Here is a 16335-nt window from a genome sequence, read left to right on the forward strand (position 1 = left end):
GGGCATACCGGAACCTTTGGGCTCGATCCAATAAACGCTTGGGGAGAGAATACCTCTACTTTTTCAGAAGCAATTCTGTCTAAGCAAGTAATCTCTGTGAACCAAGAATCCCCGTCTCTTTAGAGCGGGGAGTGTCAAATCCAGACTAACCGTTAGCAATCACCAGACTTTTAAGAACATTTTCGGTCATGGCCGCTAGTTGATCCAATTGTTCCTGATGGCGTTTTGCCTGTTTTTTGGCTTCTACCTTGCGTTTCAGGGCTTCCCGGGCTAAATCATCGCGATTTCTGCTTAAAGCTTCGATCGCTACTCGATTCCATGTTTCTGCTTCTTGAATGGCTTTTTTGTACTGGGGTTGAATTTCATCCCAACTGACCTTAAGATTGCTTAAAGCCCCTTTTAACAGGGTTTGGGCATTGTTGGGGTCGGCTCCGATGAGGGATTTTTTCAGAGGTTCGTAGAGTCCTACCGCTTGTAAATGGGTAATAATCGGGATAAATTCTTCTATCTGTTGACTTTTGCTAATACCGGTCTTACACCAAGTGGCAAAATGTTCGCAGTTGTTAAAAAGAAGATTATATTTCTGCTCCCCCAGACGACTTAGCGCCCTTTCTACCACCACATCGGGGATAAAGGAAAATCCCACCTCTACATGGCGCACCACATAGATTTTACCGCCCCTAGCAAAGGTTTCTAGGGAAGTTCGTTCGACAATCTCGCTCGGTTTTCGGTAATGAATGACGCTACCATCACCGCAATCGATGCCATGATGGGCATAAACACCCTGAAGATTGAGCAATTCCCGATAGGCGTATATTTGATCCCCTTTAGCCATATTTTTTTAGTGATAAATTAAACAAGGAGATTATCTATTGAGTCAGTTTTTCCGGTTATTAATAAGCCATTCAGATTTGGGTATTCTGGTTTTCGTGTTTTACTTTTTGTTATGAATTAAAGCCAGCAAACAGCTTAAGTCGAAGATGTTCAAGATTGCTTTAATTCATAACTTATTCTTTTAATAGGCTTTATTTTTGTATTCATGCCCTCAGTTAATCCATTGGTTGTATAATTTTCACAGTAATTATCTAACTGTTGACTCTGTGGAAGGACTCTGGTGGGGCAGCGGAGAAGGAGAATCACTAACCCTCCTAGAGGCGCGATTCCTGATTTTGAAAATATGCGCTGCCGCTTTTTAGCCAGCCTTTCGCCATAATTTTTGATTATCATCCTTGATCCAGAAGAGCCTTTTCTTATTTTACTAAAGAATGCTTAACAGAGAAACACCAGCCAGTATAATAATACAACCAAATAGTCTTTGTTTGATATTTTTTCCATGAAATAAAAAATAGCCATACCCCACACTCATCAATAAACTGCTTTGTTTCACCGCCACTGAATTCGCCGCCACCGTTCAATTAAATCTTTTGCCAGATAAAGATTTAGTCGATTTATGCCCCCCTATCGAACCATAACAAGTAACGAAGAACCGTCAAGGTAAAGTTTTATGACAGGATTCAACGTTTCTGCATCTAGTCAGTCAGTTACTGGTACGCTTCAAACTTGAATGGGCCGCTCTCAGACGAGCGAATCAGACACCTGTGACAAGCCTCTTACGGAGACTCTATGGCTAAACAATTCAACGGGACAATCGCCCTCGATATTCGTGATTCCGTACCCGATTGGGAACCCTACGCCGAACCGAAAGCACCCCCAAATTCACCGAATATTCTTTACATCGTCATTGACGATACGGGATTTGGTGCCTGGGAAATGTTTGGTGGCAAAATTAAAATGCCCAATTTAGCTAGTATTGCCGAAAAAGGCTTAATTTATACCAACTTTCACACTACCGCTCTTTGTTCTCCCACTCGTTCATCCCTATTAAATGGACGCAATGCTACCAGTAACGGGATGTCTTGTATCGAAGAGGTGACAGCGGGTTTCCCTGGTAATAATGGTCGCATTCCCTTTGAAAATGCCATGATTCCAGCCGTATTGAGTGAGCGTGGCTGGAGTACCTTCGCCCTTGGTAAATGGCACTTAGTGCCAGAAGAAGAGGCAAATATGGCATCCACGAAGCGGCATTGGCCTTTAGGTCGTGGTTTTGAACGCTATTATGGCTTTTTAGGCGGAGAAACCGATCAATGGTATCCAGATCTGGTCTATGATAACCATCTGATTGAACCTCCTTATGGTCCCAATATGGGGGATAAAGAGAACGGTTATCATCTATCGAAAGACCTGGTAGATAAGGCAGTTGCCTTTATCCAAGATCAAAAGGCGATCGCTCCAGATAAACCTTGGCTGATGTACTTCTGTCCCGGTGCCAACCATGCACCCCATCAAATCTGGCCTCAGAAGATCCTAGATTATGATTATAACACGAGCCTGGGAGATCCCGATAATCCAGAAGATTTATCCTTTGTCGAGACAAGTATCTTTAAAGATGGCTATGAAGTCTATCGCACAGAAGTCCTTGCCAAAATGAAAGAATTAGGCATCTTTGGGGATGAGGTAACAACACCCTCGGAGATTAATCCTCATGGTGAAGGTGAGCTTGGAGAACCTAACCCTGACCACACTAAGATCCAAGGAGTTCCTGCTGGTAAGACGTGGCCTCAAACTGATTGGGTAAAACCTTGGGAAGGATTAAGTCCCGAAGAAAAGGCATTATTTATCCGTATGGCCGAGATTTATGCGGCATTCTCCACCTATACCGATGAACAAATTGGTCGTTTGCTCGATTTTCTCGAAGAAACGGGTCAAATGGATAACACCATCATTGTTGCTGTAGCTGATAATGGTGCTAGTGCAGAAGGTGGGCCTAATGGTTCAGTGAATGAAAACCTGTTCTTTAACGGTATTCCCGATGATTTTGACAAGAACTTTGCCCTTCTCCAAGATTTAGGCACACTGAAAACCTATAATCACTATCCTACAGGATGGGCTTGGGGCTTTGATACGCCTTTCAAATACTGGAAACGTTGGTCAGGTTATGAAGGTGGTGCTGCAACTCCCTTTATGATGTGTGGACCGGGTATCGCAGATACGGGGATTCGCAAACAGTACATTCACGCGGTTGACTTAGTACCTACCCTTTACGAAATGTGTGGTGTAGAACCCCCAGAAGTGGTTAAAGGTTACACCCAAAATCCCATTGAGGGAATTAGCTTCGCCTATACTTTCGCTCCCGAATATGCTCAACCTGAGTAAGCTAAACGGCGCTTAACCTGCATGATCCAATAGCTATAACCCTTTTGGAGTCTATATCGGTGATCCGAAGTAAAAGCCGTTTAGCTTATCAATTTGCTTACAGACTCTCTGACGAGCAAAAACCCAAGGATGCCAATGGAAAACCCAAGAAAGTGCGAGAAACTCAGTTCTATTCGATGTTAGGAACAAGAGGAGTCTGGTATAAAGGTTGGCACGTTTGTACTGTCCATGCTCCTGCGCCTTCTAATTGGGGTAATTTTGAGAAGGATATCTGGGAATTGTACTGTATGGATGGGGATCTGAAATTGGAATTAACTCCCGATCCGACTCAATCTCGTAACTTAGCTAATGACCCGAAATATGCCGATAAACTCGAACAGATGAAGTATATGTGGTTCGTGCAAGCAGGGTTATACAAAGGTATGCCTATTGATGATCGCTCGGCTATGGGTGGAGATCGTCCCCAATTACGTCCCCCAGCATTTGCTCAAGATGACCCAAAGGATGCTACCTTCAGTTACACCTATTATCCAGGGGGATCAGAAATTCCCGAAGCCGTTGCTCCGAATACCCGAGGTCGTTCTTACGAAATCGAAGCCATTGTTGATTTCTCCACGGGTGAGACTCCTAAAGGGGTAATGATAGCTCATGGAGGAAGTTTTGGTGGATATAGTTTCTATATCTACGAGGGCAAACTCTGTTATGTCTATAACTGGTTAGGACAACAGCAACAGAAGATCACTTGTCCACTCTCTAATCTTGCCGACGAGGAAAATACACTCAAAGTTGTATTTAACAAGAAGCCCAATCAACAACCGGATAGCAAGTTTGGTGGTAGTACCATAGGAGAGGTACAACTCTATATCAATGGTATTAAGCAAAATACCACGATTGAGGAAGCTTTCCCAGAATATCCTGATCAATTCCTGACTCAACCGGGTAAGTTTGGGGCGGGATTTAATATTGGTCGAGATCCCGGACAGCCTGTATCATCAGACTACGAACATGAGTTCGAGTTTTTCGAGTTTGAAGGTGCGAAGCTGAAAAAAGTCATTGTCACGATTAAAAATGACGCGGGCGCGGGCGCGATCGATCCTGAGACAGAATTAATAGGGATGTTGTGGCGTGACTAATCTGCTTAGTCTGTAGCATAGACCCGATTTGCTTTCAAAGCTGTAGGGGTAATTTCTGCATTGCCCCTACCCACTCTAACCCTTGATAAAATAAAGGCTATATCTTGAGTATGCAAATATCTCAAAACCCCTCATCTGCTCCAGGTAAACCTCCCCATAAAGATCTGATCTGGATTCCGGGGGGAACATTTGAAATGGGGTCAAACAGTCGTAAATATCCTGAAGAAGGACCCGTCCACACCGTAACCGTTAGCGGCTTTTGGATGGATAAATATTTGGTCACTAATAAACAATTTAGAAAATTTGTCAAAGAAACAGGATATATTACCTTTGCTGAAAAACCACCGAAAGCAGAAGATTATCCTAATGCTGATCCTGAAATATTAGTTCCCGGATCTGCCGTTTTTGTGAAACCAGATCGTCCCGTTGATCCTCGTACTGTCTGCTGGTGGCAATATATGCCGGGGGCAAATTGGCGACATCCCGAAGGTACTGGAAGTTCAATTAAAAATCGAGAAAACCATCCTGTAGTACATATTGTCTATGAAGATGCCCTTGCCTATGCAAAATGGGCAGGAAAAGAACTCCCAACTGAAGCACAATGGGAATTTGCTGCACGAGGGGGTTTAGAGGGGGCAGAATTTGCTTGGGGTGATGAATTTATGCCTAATGGTAAAGTCATGGCTAATACTTGGCAAGGACAATTTCCTTGGCAAAATCTCCAACCTCATGCACCCGGTCCAGAAGCAGTAGAAAGCTATCCCCCCAATGGTTATGGACTTTATGACATGATAGGTAATGTCTGGGAATGGACACAAGATTGGTATCAGGAACAACATCCCAAAAACCCGACTAAAGCCTGTTGTACCCCGAAAAATCCCCTAGGCGGAACCGAAGAAGATAGTTATAACCTCAAACTTCATCCCTCAATGCGAAAACCCCGTAAAGTCCTCAAAGGAGGCTCTTTCCTCTGCGCCCCTAACTACTGCGCTCGTTACCGTCCCGCCGCTCGCCATCCCGAAGATATCGACACTTCTACCAATCATATCGGTTTTCGCACAATTTTTTGTCCTGATTAGAATTTATTACCGCTCACAATGACAATTAAGATGGCTCATTATGTTCTATTTTTAAAAGTTTCAGAGGGAAAATAACCAAACAGTTGTTTATAATCAGAGGCAAGATGTCCTCGCTCAAAAAAACCTAATTCTTCGGCAATTTGATAAATTAACGTTAGTTCGGGGTTTTGGGTAATGGATTGATGTAAGGCGTTAAGACGAAGCTTTTTAAAATAATTTTGAGGAGACATTTCTACTCTAGCTTATATGACGCAGCCAAGCACTCTAAGCGATCGTGCTTATATGTCGCCCCAAGAACGAGATCTGGCCTATAAGAAAATGCGTGAAGATTTTGAAGGCTACAAACGTCGTTTAGGCTGCTAATAGTCTAAATTTAGATCTCTTAACTGAAGTTTAATTAATAATTTTTGAGGCGCGTTTCTAACGTGCCTTTTTTCAAAATTTTATTTAAACTTTGGCGATTATAATTGACATTAATTCCTTGCATTTTCACGAGCGCACTTAGGTGTCTCATGCCAACGATACTTTTAGCCAGCACAAAACCTACCCAGCAGCACATCAAGGTAAATGTACTTATGTAAAATAATCATTTTTGGGGAGTGGTTTGAGAAGCTATTTCATTAGTTTTGGTAAAATTATAAGCCTGGCTTATTCACCCTTATTAGGGTATATTTAATTTATGTTCCTATCTATAAAAGCAACTTTTGTATAACTTCTTTCCATATTTGAAGATTTACAGCTTGTCAAAACCTATTGTAGCATTTATCTTAATGGTGAGGCACGAAGTTTTCCTCTGGTGGAGTCGGTCATCAATACCAAATTAGGTTACACTTCATCTTTATGGGAAACGCTGTAAAAATTATCGAGGTAGAAATTGAGAACTATAGCCTAAACACCAGCGATTCAAGCCCCTTTTTGACTGTTAACCCCCTTAACCCAGAGATTATGGATGCTTTTAGTCCCTTTCCCCCTGACTGGACAGAGAATGCTGTTCACGCCTACAATTTTTGTTGTCCTTACTGTGGGGCAAAAGCTAAAGAAGCTCAGGCCGTTTGGATCAATCGCCGCGCACCCGTTTTAGGAGAAGATTCTCGACGTAAATGGCAGGAATTCTATCATTGTCAATGCGATCGAGTTTGGTGGGCCTGGAGTAGTGATCGACCTGCCGAAAATAAGTAATTCTGAATCGGGAATGGAAAATATGGCCGATGTTTATGTTTCTTGGGATGAATACCATCGTCTGATCGAAAAATTAGCAGTAAAAATCGATCATTCTGGTTGGCAATTTGCTCAGATTGTCTGTTTAGCTAAGGGAGGATTGCGCGTCGGTGACATTCTCTGTCGTCTTTTTCGTCAACCCCTAGCCATTCTTTATGCTGCTTCCTACGGGGGGCAAAATCATCAAATTCGGGGAGAATTAACTATTTCCTCGAATTTAGCCATGATCGAACCCAAATTAAAGAGTCCCTTGTTATTAGTGGATGATTTAGTCGATTCGGGAATCACTCTCCAAAAAACCTCGATTTTGTTACAGGAAAAATACGGGATTACCAATATCAAAACTGCGGTGATCTGGTACAAAGCGGCATCAAGAATCAAACCTGACTATTATGTGGAATATTACCCCGATAATCCTTGGATTCATCAACCCTTCGAGCGTTACGAGTTAATTACCCCCAAAGACCTCCTAGAATAAATTCAGTTTAGCATCAGCGGTAGAGAGTTTCCCCTTAAAAATACCACCAAAGAAGATTCATATCTGAAATCGGCAACGCCATCTATTCTCCGTAGGATTCAGCAGTAATTTTGCCCCGAAAAACGATGTAATTATAAACTGTATAGGCTAGTAAAATTGGGATTAAAAAACCCACAAAAGTCAGCATAAACACCAAAGAACTAGGGGCGGCCGCCGCTTGATAAATTGTCACTGACGGGGGAATAATATCGGGGAAAATCAACAATCCCAAACCGATAAAAGAGAGCATAAACAGCAATACTGTCCAGACCATGGGGGTGTTTTCTTCCTTTAGTTGCAAACTCCGCAGTAATAAACCCAGTAAGACCACAGCTAAAATCGGGATGAGGATAAAGATGTAAATTAGTCGAGGGTCAAATAAACGCTGACGGATATGGTCAGAAAGCAGCGGCGTACTGATGGTGATAAAGACAGCACCGATAAAAGTGGTAATAGCGGCAATTTTTGCCGTTTTATAGTGAACTTCCTGTAAATTACCCGTAGTTTTCAGAATTAGGTAAGTGGAACCCACTAAAACATAAGCTTGGATTAAAGTTAGAGAAACTAGAATTGATCGCCATGTTAACCAATCAAAGGGACCGCCGGCAAAATGACCCAATTCATCCACTTTAATGCCCTCAAAAACCGCACCGAGGGCGAATCCTTGCCCCAAAGCGGCCAAAAAACTGCCGAGTCCGAAGGCATAATTCCAGAACAACTTGCGACGAGAATGTTCACGAAACTCGAAGGAAACAGCCCGAAATAACAGCCCCACTACCATAATCACTGCTGGCAGGTATAAAGCGTTTAAAATTGTCCCGTAAGCTAGGGGAAACGCCCCAAACAGGGAACCACCCATCAAAACAATCCAAGTTTCGTTAGCATCCCAAACATTGCCCAAACTGGTCATTAAAATACTGCGACGCTTCTCGGAGGAGGAAGTCAGGGAAAGAATTCCCACCCCCAAGTCAAAACCATCGAGGAGGACGTATAGAAACAGGAATAATCCCAGAATAAAAAACCAAATTTGTGGCAAAAAATACTGTAACGGTTCCATAGTTCCTCCTATTGTTGCGCTTCTAGGGAACGAGGATTTAGTTCTGGTGAGGTCACTTTTTCCTGTTGAGTCCCCGGCAGTGGTAAGTTAAGATTTGGTCCCTGACGGATAATAAGACTACCGAAATAGAGAGCAGAAACCAAGAAAACGACATAAATCGCCGTAATTCCGATTAAAGAGGTTAAAATCTCGCCTGCGGGCAGTTTAGAAGCAGCATCCACTGTCCGGATTTGATTGTAAACCGTCCAGGGTTGACGACCGACACAACGGACAATCCAACCGGTTTCAACCGCAAGATAACCCAGAGGGGCCGCAAAAACCCAAGCGCGCAGTAACCATTTTTGACTGTCGATTTTTTCGTTACTCAGTTGACCGCACAGCCATTGCCCGACAGTTACAGTCATTAAAGAAGCAAGAAAAAGACCGATAGCGACCATAATCCGGAAGGAATAATAGATTAGCCCCACCATGTGCGGTCTGTCTTCGTATTTCCACGTTTTTAAGCCGAGAACAGGTTCCGATAACTTGGGTTTTAACTCCAAAAGATAACCCAAAGCATTAGGAATTTTCACTTCCCAGCTATTTGTCTCCGCTTTATCCTTGGGTAAAGCAACCAAACTCCAACCGGCAGTTTCTCCCGCAGGAATAGTTTCCCATTGCGCTTCCATGGCGGCTAATTTAGCCGGTTGATAGTGATACACTTGTTCGGCACTAAGATGACCGACAAAAATTTGCAAGGGAGCGATAACAATCGCTAGAGTAAGAATAATTTTGAGAGAACGACTAAAAAAGCTAATGTGACGTTTATTGAGCAAATACCAAGCACTAATCCCACCAATGACGAAAAGAGAAGTTTCCAGAGTTGCGAAAAACATATGCAGGAAACTATTAACCATGAAGGGATTGAGAATCGCTTGTAGGTAGTCCTGAACGATAAATTTACCATCCACGAAGATGCCACCGGCGGGGGTTTGCAGCCAAGAATTAGCGGTTAAAATCCAGAAAGTGGAAAGATTAGCCCCAAAAGCGACGAGAATTGTCGCTAGGAAGTGAATTAACGGGGGAACTCGTCCCCAACCAAACAGCATAATTCCTAGAAAACTAGCCTCTAGCATAAAGGCCATGGTTCCCTCGAAACCGAGGATAGTTCCGAAAAAGTCCCCCACCGCTTCCGAAAAAGGCGCCCAATTCATGCCAAACTGGAAGGCCATGGGTAAACCAGAAGCAACTCCAATGCCGAAATTGAGAATGTAGAGTTTTGCCCAGAAGCGAGCGTGATGATAGTAGTCAGGATTGCGGGTTTTTAGCCATAATCCTTCGACAATGACTAGATAAATGCCCATACCAGTGGTTAACACCGGCCAAAGCATATGGAAAATAGCGGTGATGGCGAATTGTATCCGCGACAAAGCAACGGGATTGGCAAGTAAATCCATGATTACAATCTTTAAACGATCGTGAAAATATGATAAGCACCTATAATACTTAGCCAGTAATACCCTGAAAAGGCAAGGGTAAATAGGGATTATATAGATTGTTTTTAGATTTATGCGATCGCTTTGGTGTTAGTCAATGACTTAGTTGGTACTCTTGTATTATATTGGGGGGAAAACTCAGAAAAATTGCTAGAATATTAGCCTGATTAATTAATTTTCCCCTCGATCGAGTATGACTTTCTCCTCAGCCGCAGACTTTCAAGATGAATTTGATGTCATCGTCGTCGGGGCGGGCCATTCCGGCTGTGAAGCGGCCCTAGCTTGCGCCCGTCTCGGTTGTCGTACCCTTCTCCTCACTCTTAATCTCGATAAAATCGCTTGGCAACCCTGTAACCCCGCCGTCGGTGGTCCGGCTAAATCCCAATTAACCCACGAAGTGGACGCTTTAGGCGGCGAAATTGGCAAAATGTCCGACCGCACCTATCTGCAAAAACGGGTTCTTAATGCCTCTCGCGGGCCGGCAGTCTGGGCCCTACGCGCCCAAACCGATAAACGGGAATACGCGGCGGTGATGAAAGGTATCGTCGAAACCCAAGCCAATCTGGTTATTCGGGAAGGCATGGCCACAGACCTGATTTTAGGGGCAAATGAGCAAGTTTTAGGAGCAGAAACCTATTTCGGCACTTGTTTCGCCGCTAAAGCCGTCATTTTAACCACTGGCACTTTTTTAGGCGGCAAAATCTGGATCGGCGGCAAGTCTATGGCAGCCGGACGGGCGGGCGAATTTGCGGCGGTGGGTTTAACAGAAACCCTAAATCGTCTCGGATTCGAGACTGGTCGCCTAAAAACTGGCACTCCTGCCCGTGTGGATAAGCGTTCGGTGGATTACTCCCGTATGGAACCGCAACCGCCCGATGACGAGGTACGTTGGTTTAGTTTTGATCCAGAGGTGTGGATCGAACGGGAACAAATGAACTGTCATCTCACCCGCACCACGGCGGCAACTCATCAATTAATCAGAGATAATTTACATTTATCCCCCATTTATGGCGGTTTTATTGACTCCAAAGGGCCGCGTTATTGTCCTAGTATTGAGGACAAAATCGTCCGTTTTGCCGATAAAGAAAGTCATCAAATTTTTATTGAACCGGAAGGGCGCGATATTCCCGAACTTTATATCCAAGGCTTTTCAACGGGACTGCCGGAAAATGTTCAATTAGCAATGCTGCGGACTTTACCCGGTTTAGAAAACTGTGTGATGTTGCGGGCTGCCTATGCAGTGGAATACGATTATTTACCGGCAACTCAGTGTTATCCAACCCTGATGACGAAGAAGATTGAGGGGTTATTTTGTGCGGGACAAATTAACGGGACAACCGGTTATGAAGAAGCGGCAGCCCAGGGACTGGTGGCGGGGATTAATGCGGCCCGGTTTGCTTTAGGAAAAGAGTTAATTGTTTTTCCCCGGGAGGAAAGTTATCTAGGAACTTTGGTCGATGATTTGTGTACCAAGGATCTGCGGGAACCTTACCGGATGTTAACCAGTCGTTCCGAATATCGCTTAGTATTGCGATCGGATAATGCCGATCAAAGATTAACACCTTTAGGGCGAGAAATTGGCTTAATTGATGACCGGCGTTGGCAATTATTCCAAACTAAACAAGCTAATATTATCGCTGAAAAAGAACGCCTACACGAAACCAGAATTAAAGAACGGGATCAGGTGGCAATTGCCATCGTTAAGGATACAGAACAAAAAATCAAAGGTTCTCTCTCTTTAGCGGATTTACTGCGTCGTCCTAGCTTGCATTATCTCGATCTTGATCGTTATGGTTTAGGTAATCCCGATATAAATTTAGCCGAAAGAGAAGGGGTAGAAATTGAAATTAAATATTCCGGTTATCTGAAACGACAACAAAATCAAATTGACCAAATTAGTCGCCACAGTAACCGTCATTTATCCCCCGATATTGACTACATGAAAATCGAAACTTTGTCAATGGAATCGCGGGAAAAATTAACAAAAATTAAACCCGCCACCATCGGCCAAGCCTCGCGAATTGGCGGAGTTAATCCCGCAGATGTTAACGCTTTGCTGGTGTATCTAGAAATGCGGCAGATGTCGGGAGTTAAAAGTTAGGAAATAATCTCGATTTTAAGCGATCGAGAGTTATCATCGGCTGCTTAATTAGGGTTTGCTGAATAAATGTGAAATGTAGGCAAGGTAAGGGTTTTGTGGCTTTTCTCGCGAAACAGGTGCAAGATTTTGAGAGAATCATGCTTCAAAACCTTGCGTCTTCATCGGCCCGCCTCCTGTAGGGGCGAAGCATTCGGGCAATAACCTATCGGTGAAACCGTAGATTTTCTATCCGAATGCTTCGCCCGTACTTTTTCAGCAAACCCTAAGTGGGTGGGTGGAATTAAATATAAAATGAACGTAGGTTGGGTTGAAGCATGAAACCCAACGCCCGCATGGGTTACGCTACCGCTAACCCATCCTACAAATAATTGTGCCTACCTACTTAATTAGCAGCCCCAATCAAAATAAAGGGCGACCAAAAATAAGGATGGCTTTTAATTTGACTCAGTTTGGCCTGTCGCATGGCTTCACTTTTAGTCATGCCATTCTTGAGATTTTGATAAAATTGGGTCATAATTTCGTCACTGGTATTATCTTCAGCATTCCAAAGACTGGCTATTACTGATTTAGCACCGGCTCTTTCTAGGACGTAAGCAAGTCCTGAAATTTCCTGGCCGTCTGCGTTGGCTTCCTTGGCGGTTTGACAGGCACTCAGGGTGATTAATTCGGTATTTTTTAAGCCTAATAATGCGGCATCAGCGATGTTATATTGCTCTTTATTGGCGAAAAGAATAGTATTAGCTTGCATATCCAAATTAGGACAGCCAGCGAGGTCAAAACAGCCGTGAGTTCCTAAGTGTAAAATCGAGAAGCGAAAGGCTTGTTTTTTGAATATATCTAGAGTTGCGTTTGTACCGAGATATTTTTCACTTCCCGGAAAGATTTTGCTGATACTTTCTGCTTCTATTTCTGTGCCTTTAAGATCAACTTTTTCTTTTTTCTCCGTGTCAAATAGAAAAGGTTTGGGATTAGCTAGAGCTAAGGCTTTGAGAGTGGAGCGATCTGTTTTCGTTTTTTGAGTAGCAAGAGAAGAGGTCGAGATACGAGTTAAATAATAAATCGGATATTTTTTTAGGAGAACTTGGTCATTTTTCTTATCGTAGAGAGTTTCAAAGGGAATATAGCGCAGTTGTCCGGTAGCGATAATAGCGATATTTTTCGGGGAACTGGTGGCGATTTGGGACTCAATGGGACGGATTAAAATCTCGTATAATTTACTACCGGTAACGAGGTAGTCGGCATTTTTATAGTCGGCTAATTGGGTACGGTATTGACTGACAAGTTGATTAAAATCATCGCGTTTTGCATCACTTTGAATAACGATTAATTTTTCTCTAGTAACGAGAAATAGAGCGACTTTATCGCGGAGGGGAACGGGTTGAATAACGAGGGTATCAGGAGCGATATTTTTCTGGAGTTGGGCGATGTCGGTGGGTTTAGTTTCAAAAAGTTCAGCAATTTCAGGATATTTATCTCCGATAGTTTCCGCATTTTTATACACTTTCTCCTCCAATTGTCGGATCTGTTGTGCCAGTTCTTGGGAGTATTTATCCTGTAGTTGTCGGCGCATTCCTTCGAGTTGTTGATTGTCGGTGTTCCAGTTATCAAGTGCTTTTTGTGCATCGGGATCAGCAACTTTCGCATTAATCAGGCGATTGTAATCGGCGAGATCGGCAGTAGTGGCGAGGTTGCTCCATTCAAATGCTTTTTCGGGTTGATTTTGCTGGATGAGGAGGTCAATGAGGTGAGGAAACGTTTCTAAGACATAAACATTACCTCCCCAATGCTTTTCACGGTATTTACGAGGTACGTCACGACGTGACTCAATAATAAGATTAGCACTTTGCTCTAAATAGCTTAAGGCTTCGCTCGGACGATTTAGCATCTTGTAAGCTATACCAATTTTGCTCAGAACCATCTCCTTATTGCCTTTATATTCTTGTCCATAAGTTTTAATAAATTCTGATAACGCCGATAGATAGTAAGTAAGTGCTTGTTCATTATTTCCTTCCTTCATATACAAATCACCAACTTCCAAATTACCTCTAACTCTTGTAACTTCGGCGAATCTAACCGGTAAAGAAAACATTTGATTATAACAATCTAGTGCCTTCTGCTTTTCATCAAACTTGACGTATACCTGACAGAGAGCCTGAAGTGAATTGCCTTTAATGAATAGAATATATTCGGATTTTGTGAATTCCGACAGAGTTTTATCCATAGCCAATTGATCAAGAATAAGAATACCCTTCTGCAAGTAACTAATCGAATTCTTTTTATCATCTAATTCAGCGTAAGTACGGCCAATCTTAACGAGATATGCTGATTCTGTTACACGATTTACTAGAGGCTGATATTGAGATTGATGTATAGTTAGTGCTTGTTGGTAAAAATTAAGACATTCTAATGTATTTCCATAAGATTCAATAGGCTTTTGGTACTGTCCAAGAGAGTAGTAAGCATTTCCTACTGAATATATACAAATATCTCCTAATGTGGAAAAGATAAATTCTTGTTTTGGTTTATCTCCTAATTTTTGATAACCAATGAGTGCTTTTTTTAGGTTTTCACTAGCCGATTTAATTCTGCTCTTTTCATTGATTGAAAGTGGCCTTATTAATTCTGCTGGTTCCGAATACCATGCTGTTAGAGCTTCATTAAATATTCGGTCAGTTTCTCTACGGAGATCGAATTGGTCGGTAAAGGTTCGAGCGATTGCTGCCGGGATAAAGGCGTATTCTCTCCCCCTATCAATTCGTTGAGATGCGGTTCCTATCGCCGTATACAGTGATTCTGATTGTCTAAAATAGTCAATAGCCTTTTGGTACTGTCCAAGAGAGTAGTAAGCATTTCCTAAATTAAATAGTATTATTGTTTTTAAATTAATGGGTCTTATGTTTATAAAGTCATCGAATAAGCCATCACCATTAGAATCGTATTTATTCAAGATTGCTAAAGACTGTTCAAGGTACTCGATCGCCTTCTGGTACTGTCCGAGGGAGTAGTAAGAAAGTCCTAAGCCACCTAAAGAATTAGCTTCCCCAGCGCGATCGCCGACATTCTTCATGATAGCTAAAGACTGTTGATAAAACTCGATCCCTTTTTGGTAGTTTCCGAGGAAGTTATAAGTGTTCCCTAACACAAATAGTATTATGCCTTCTTCTTTTCGATAACCGTTTTCTCTCGTCAAAGCTAAATACTTTCGATAAGACTCGATGTCTCGATAGCCTATTTCCTGGATAATAGCTAAAGACTGTTGCTGATAGTCAGTTGCTTTTTTATACTGTCCGAGGGATTGGTAAGCAGCTCCTAAATTCCCCAAAGAAATGGCTTCTCCTTCGCGATCACGAATCTCCCTCGCAATAGCTAAAGACTGTTGATAAAAATCGATCGCCTTTTGGTACTGTCCGAGAGACTCGAAAATGATTCCTAAGTTGCCTAAGTCAATGGATTCCCGTTCGCGACTATGGATCATTCTATTGGTAGCTAAAGACTCCTGAAGAGATTCAATCGCCTGTTGAATCCGTTGCTGCAAAAGCTGATCGGCTTCTGCTTTCCTCCCATCCGTATTTTGCGCTATTACCGCAGGGACGAGAGAGGAGAGTTTCCCGTTAACAACTGGTAGGGTGACGGTAGCCACTAGGGAAAGGGTAAGTAATGCGTAAAATTTGGGATTCATAGTTATTTCCGCTATCAGTTATTAGTTAATCTACCTCATCATGAGTTCCAATGTTAATCAAAACTATCCTATCTGTTTTAGTTTTTTCGTCTCGTTCTAAATAGAAAATGATGCGGCAATCATAACTACTTCCCATCTACAAAAGGGTGATTCTTGACAATCCCATAAGCGTAGGCTGCTGCCAAAGAAGCCATGTCAGGAGGCGACTCAGAATAAGCCAGAAAATTTTGCGGTCGGGAAAGTGCGCTTTCTAGCAACCCCTCATCTCGAATACCCTCTAATCCACCATGCTCGGCTATTTGGCGGTGATGAATCGCGAGAGCTACCCCATCAGCTATCCAGATTAGCTGGTTCATGAGCCTAAGTTGCCAGCTTTCTCAAAACATTCCAGTCTTCGCGCATCACTTCCTCCGCCACTTCCATTTGCTGGACAAATTCGGGGTCGTAGGGTGTAAGCTCAAAGCCATTCGGCGTTTCCAAGACGTAGAGCATATCGCCTTTACTAAGGCGCAGCTTCTCCACCAACTCTTTCGGGAAAATCACCCCCATAGAGTTCCCTACCGTTGTGACTTTTAACTTAATCATCGTTTTTTGACTGAGTAAATATGTCAATTATAGCACCTCCCATATTTCCTGAATTTCTCACATCACTTAACAATTTAGTATTAACTTTCCGAACCATTGTCTAATCTCTTGTTTTTCACTCTCTTCCAACGGAAAATCGGTTCTTCGTTACTTGGTATGGTTCGATAGGGGGGCATAAATCGACTAAATCCTTATCTGGCAAGAGACTTAATTGATTAGTTCGCTCTAGAGCAAAAACAATTGACAAAAATCGCTAAATGCTTTTCTATATAAGGGTT

The 16335-nt window shown here is 42.7% G+C and carries 14 protein-coding genes and 2 pseudogenes; 6 read left to right on the top strand and 10 right to left on the bottom strand.

Features of this window, described 5'->3' with window-relative positions; all coding sequences use genetic code 11:
* Window positions 1-145 precede the first annotated feature (145 nt).
* Both O9332_RS06815 and O9332_RS06820 read right to left on the bottom strand, forming a co-directional pair.
* Window positions 146-835: a lecithin retinol acyltransferase family protein gene (locus O9332_RS06815; RefSeq protein ID WP_002763971.1), complete on the bottom strand. Its 690-nt coding sequence runs from the start codon at window positions 833-835 to the stop codon at window positions 146-148.
* A gap of 109 nt (window positions 836-944) precedes the next feature.
* Window positions 945-1095 (bottom strand): annotated as a pseudogene (locus O9332_RS06820) (transposase); the annotation flags it as partial.
* Between the two features lie 528 nt (window positions 1096-1623).
* On the opposite strand from O9332_RS06820, the gene O9332_RS06825 reads away from it, so the two are divergent.
* From O9332_RS06825 to O9332_RS06835, 3 genes are all read left to right on the top strand, one after another.
* Complete coding sequence (locus tag O9332_RS06825) at window positions 1624-3213, top strand: sulfatase-like hydrolase/transferase (RefSeq protein WP_288024454.1); 1590 nt, start codon at window positions 1624-1626, stop codon at window positions 3211-3213.
* A 59-nt stretch (window positions 3214-3272) separates the two neighbouring features.
* Window positions 3273-4346: a hypothetical protein gene (locus O9332_RS06830; RefSeq protein WP_288024457.1), complete on the top strand. Its 1074-nt coding sequence runs from the start codon at window positions 3273-3275 to the stop codon at window positions 4344-4346.
* A gap of 110 nt (window positions 4347-4456) precedes the next feature.
* Window positions 4457-5425: a formylglycine-generating enzyme family protein gene (locus tag O9332_RS06835; protein ID WP_288024459.1), complete on the top strand. Its 969-nt coding sequence runs from the start codon at window positions 4457-4459 to the stop codon at window positions 5423-5425.
* Window positions 5426-5463: 38 nt separating this feature from the next.
* On the opposite strand, the gene O9332_RS06840 is transcribed toward O9332_RS06835, so the two are convergent.
* Window positions 5464-5655 carry a helix-turn-helix domain-containing protein gene (locus O9332_RS06840; RefSeq protein WP_002757988.1) on the bottom strand — a complete coding sequence of 64 codons (192 nt, stop codon included), beginning with the start codon at window positions 5653-5655 and terminating at the stop codon, window positions 5464-5466.
* Between the two features lie 715 nt (window positions 5656-6370).
* Here O9332_RS06840 and O9332_RS06845 point away from each other — a divergent pair.
* Window positions 6371-6604: a hypothetical protein gene (locus tag O9332_RS06845; protein ID WP_002771307.1), complete on the top strand. Its 234-nt coding sequence runs from the start codon at window positions 6371-6373 to the stop codon at window positions 6602-6604.
* 22 nt (window positions 6605-6626) lie between these two features.
* Window positions 6627-7121 (top strand): phosphoribosyltransferase, encoded by a 495-nt coding sequence (locus O9332_RS06850; RefSeq protein ID WP_043998939.1) that lies wholly within the window; start codon window positions 6627-6629, stop codon window positions 7119-7121.
* A gap of 82 nt (window positions 7122-7203) precedes the next feature.
* Here the strand turns inward: O9332_RS06850 and cydB are convergent, their stop codons facing one another.
* Together cydB and O9332_RS06860 are read right to left on the bottom strand one after the other, a co-directional pair.
* Window positions 7204-8217 (bottom strand): cytochrome d ubiquinol oxidase subunit II, encoded by a 1014-nt coding sequence (gene cydB, locus O9332_RS06855; RefSeq protein WP_002753098.1) that lies wholly within the window; start codon window positions 8215-8217, stop codon window positions 7204-7206.
* Window positions 8218-8225: 8 nt separating this feature from the next.
* Window positions 8226-9653, bottom strand: coding sequence for a cytochrome ubiquinol oxidase subunit I (locus tag O9332_RS06860; protein ID WP_288024461.1), 1428 nt, complete (start codon window positions 9651-9653; stop codon window positions 8226-8228).
* 232 nt (window positions 9654-9885) lie between these two features.
* Between O9332_RS06860 and mnmG the strand changes: the two genes are divergently transcribed.
* The gene (gene mnmG / locus O9332_RS06865; RefSeq protein WP_288024463.1) at window positions 9886-11793 is read left to right on the top strand and encodes a tRNA uridine-5-carboxymethylaminomethyl(34) synthesis enzyme MnmG; all 1908 of its coding nucleotides are present in this window, start codon (window positions 9886-9888) and stop codon (window positions 11791-11793) included.
* A 382-nt stretch (window positions 11794-12175) separates the two neighbouring features.
* On the opposite strand, the gene O9332_RS06870 is transcribed toward mnmG, so the two are convergent.
* The 5 genes and pseudogenes from O9332_RS06870 to O9332_RS06885 form a co-directional block, all read right to left on the bottom strand.
* Window positions 12176-15472: a CHAT domain-containing protein gene (locus O9332_RS06870; protein ID WP_288024466.1), complete on the bottom strand. Its 3297-nt coding sequence runs from the start codon at window positions 15470-15472 to the stop codon at window positions 12176-12178.
* Window positions 15473-15597: 125 nt separating this feature from the next.
* The gene (locus O9332_RS06875) at window positions 15598-15828 is read right to left on the bottom strand and encodes a type II toxin-antitoxin system death-on-curing family toxin (RefSeq protein ID WP_238141869.1); all 231 of its coding nucleotides are present in this window, start codon (window positions 15826-15828) and stop codon (window positions 15598-15600) included.
* Window positions 15829-15832: 4 nt separating this feature from the next.
* Window positions 15833-16057, bottom strand: a complete 225-nt coding sequence (locus O9332_RS06880; RefSeq protein ID WP_012267820.1) for an AbrB/MazE/SpoVT family DNA-binding domain-containing protein — start codon at window positions 16055-16057, stop codon at window positions 15833-15835.
* Window positions 16058-16123: 66 nt separating this feature from the next.
* Window positions 16124-16204 (bottom strand): annotated as a pseudogene (locus O9332_RS27975) (DUF2283 domain-containing protein); the annotation flags it as partial.
* A complete protein-coding gene (locus tag O9332_RS06885; protein ID WP_288024469.1) occupies window positions 16173-16304 on the bottom strand; it encodes a hypothetical protein in 132 nt (43 codons plus the stop codon). The pseudogene O9332_RS27975 and the gene O9332_RS06885, both read right to left, overlap by 32 nt.
* Window positions 16305-16335 lie beyond the last annotated feature (31 nt).

The sequence above is a fragment of the Microcystis sp. LE19-10.1B genome (assembly GCF_027530565.1).
Classification (GTDB): Bacteria; Cyanobacteriota; Cyanobacteriia; order Cyanobacteriales; family Microcystaceae; genus Microcystis; species Microcystis aeruginosa.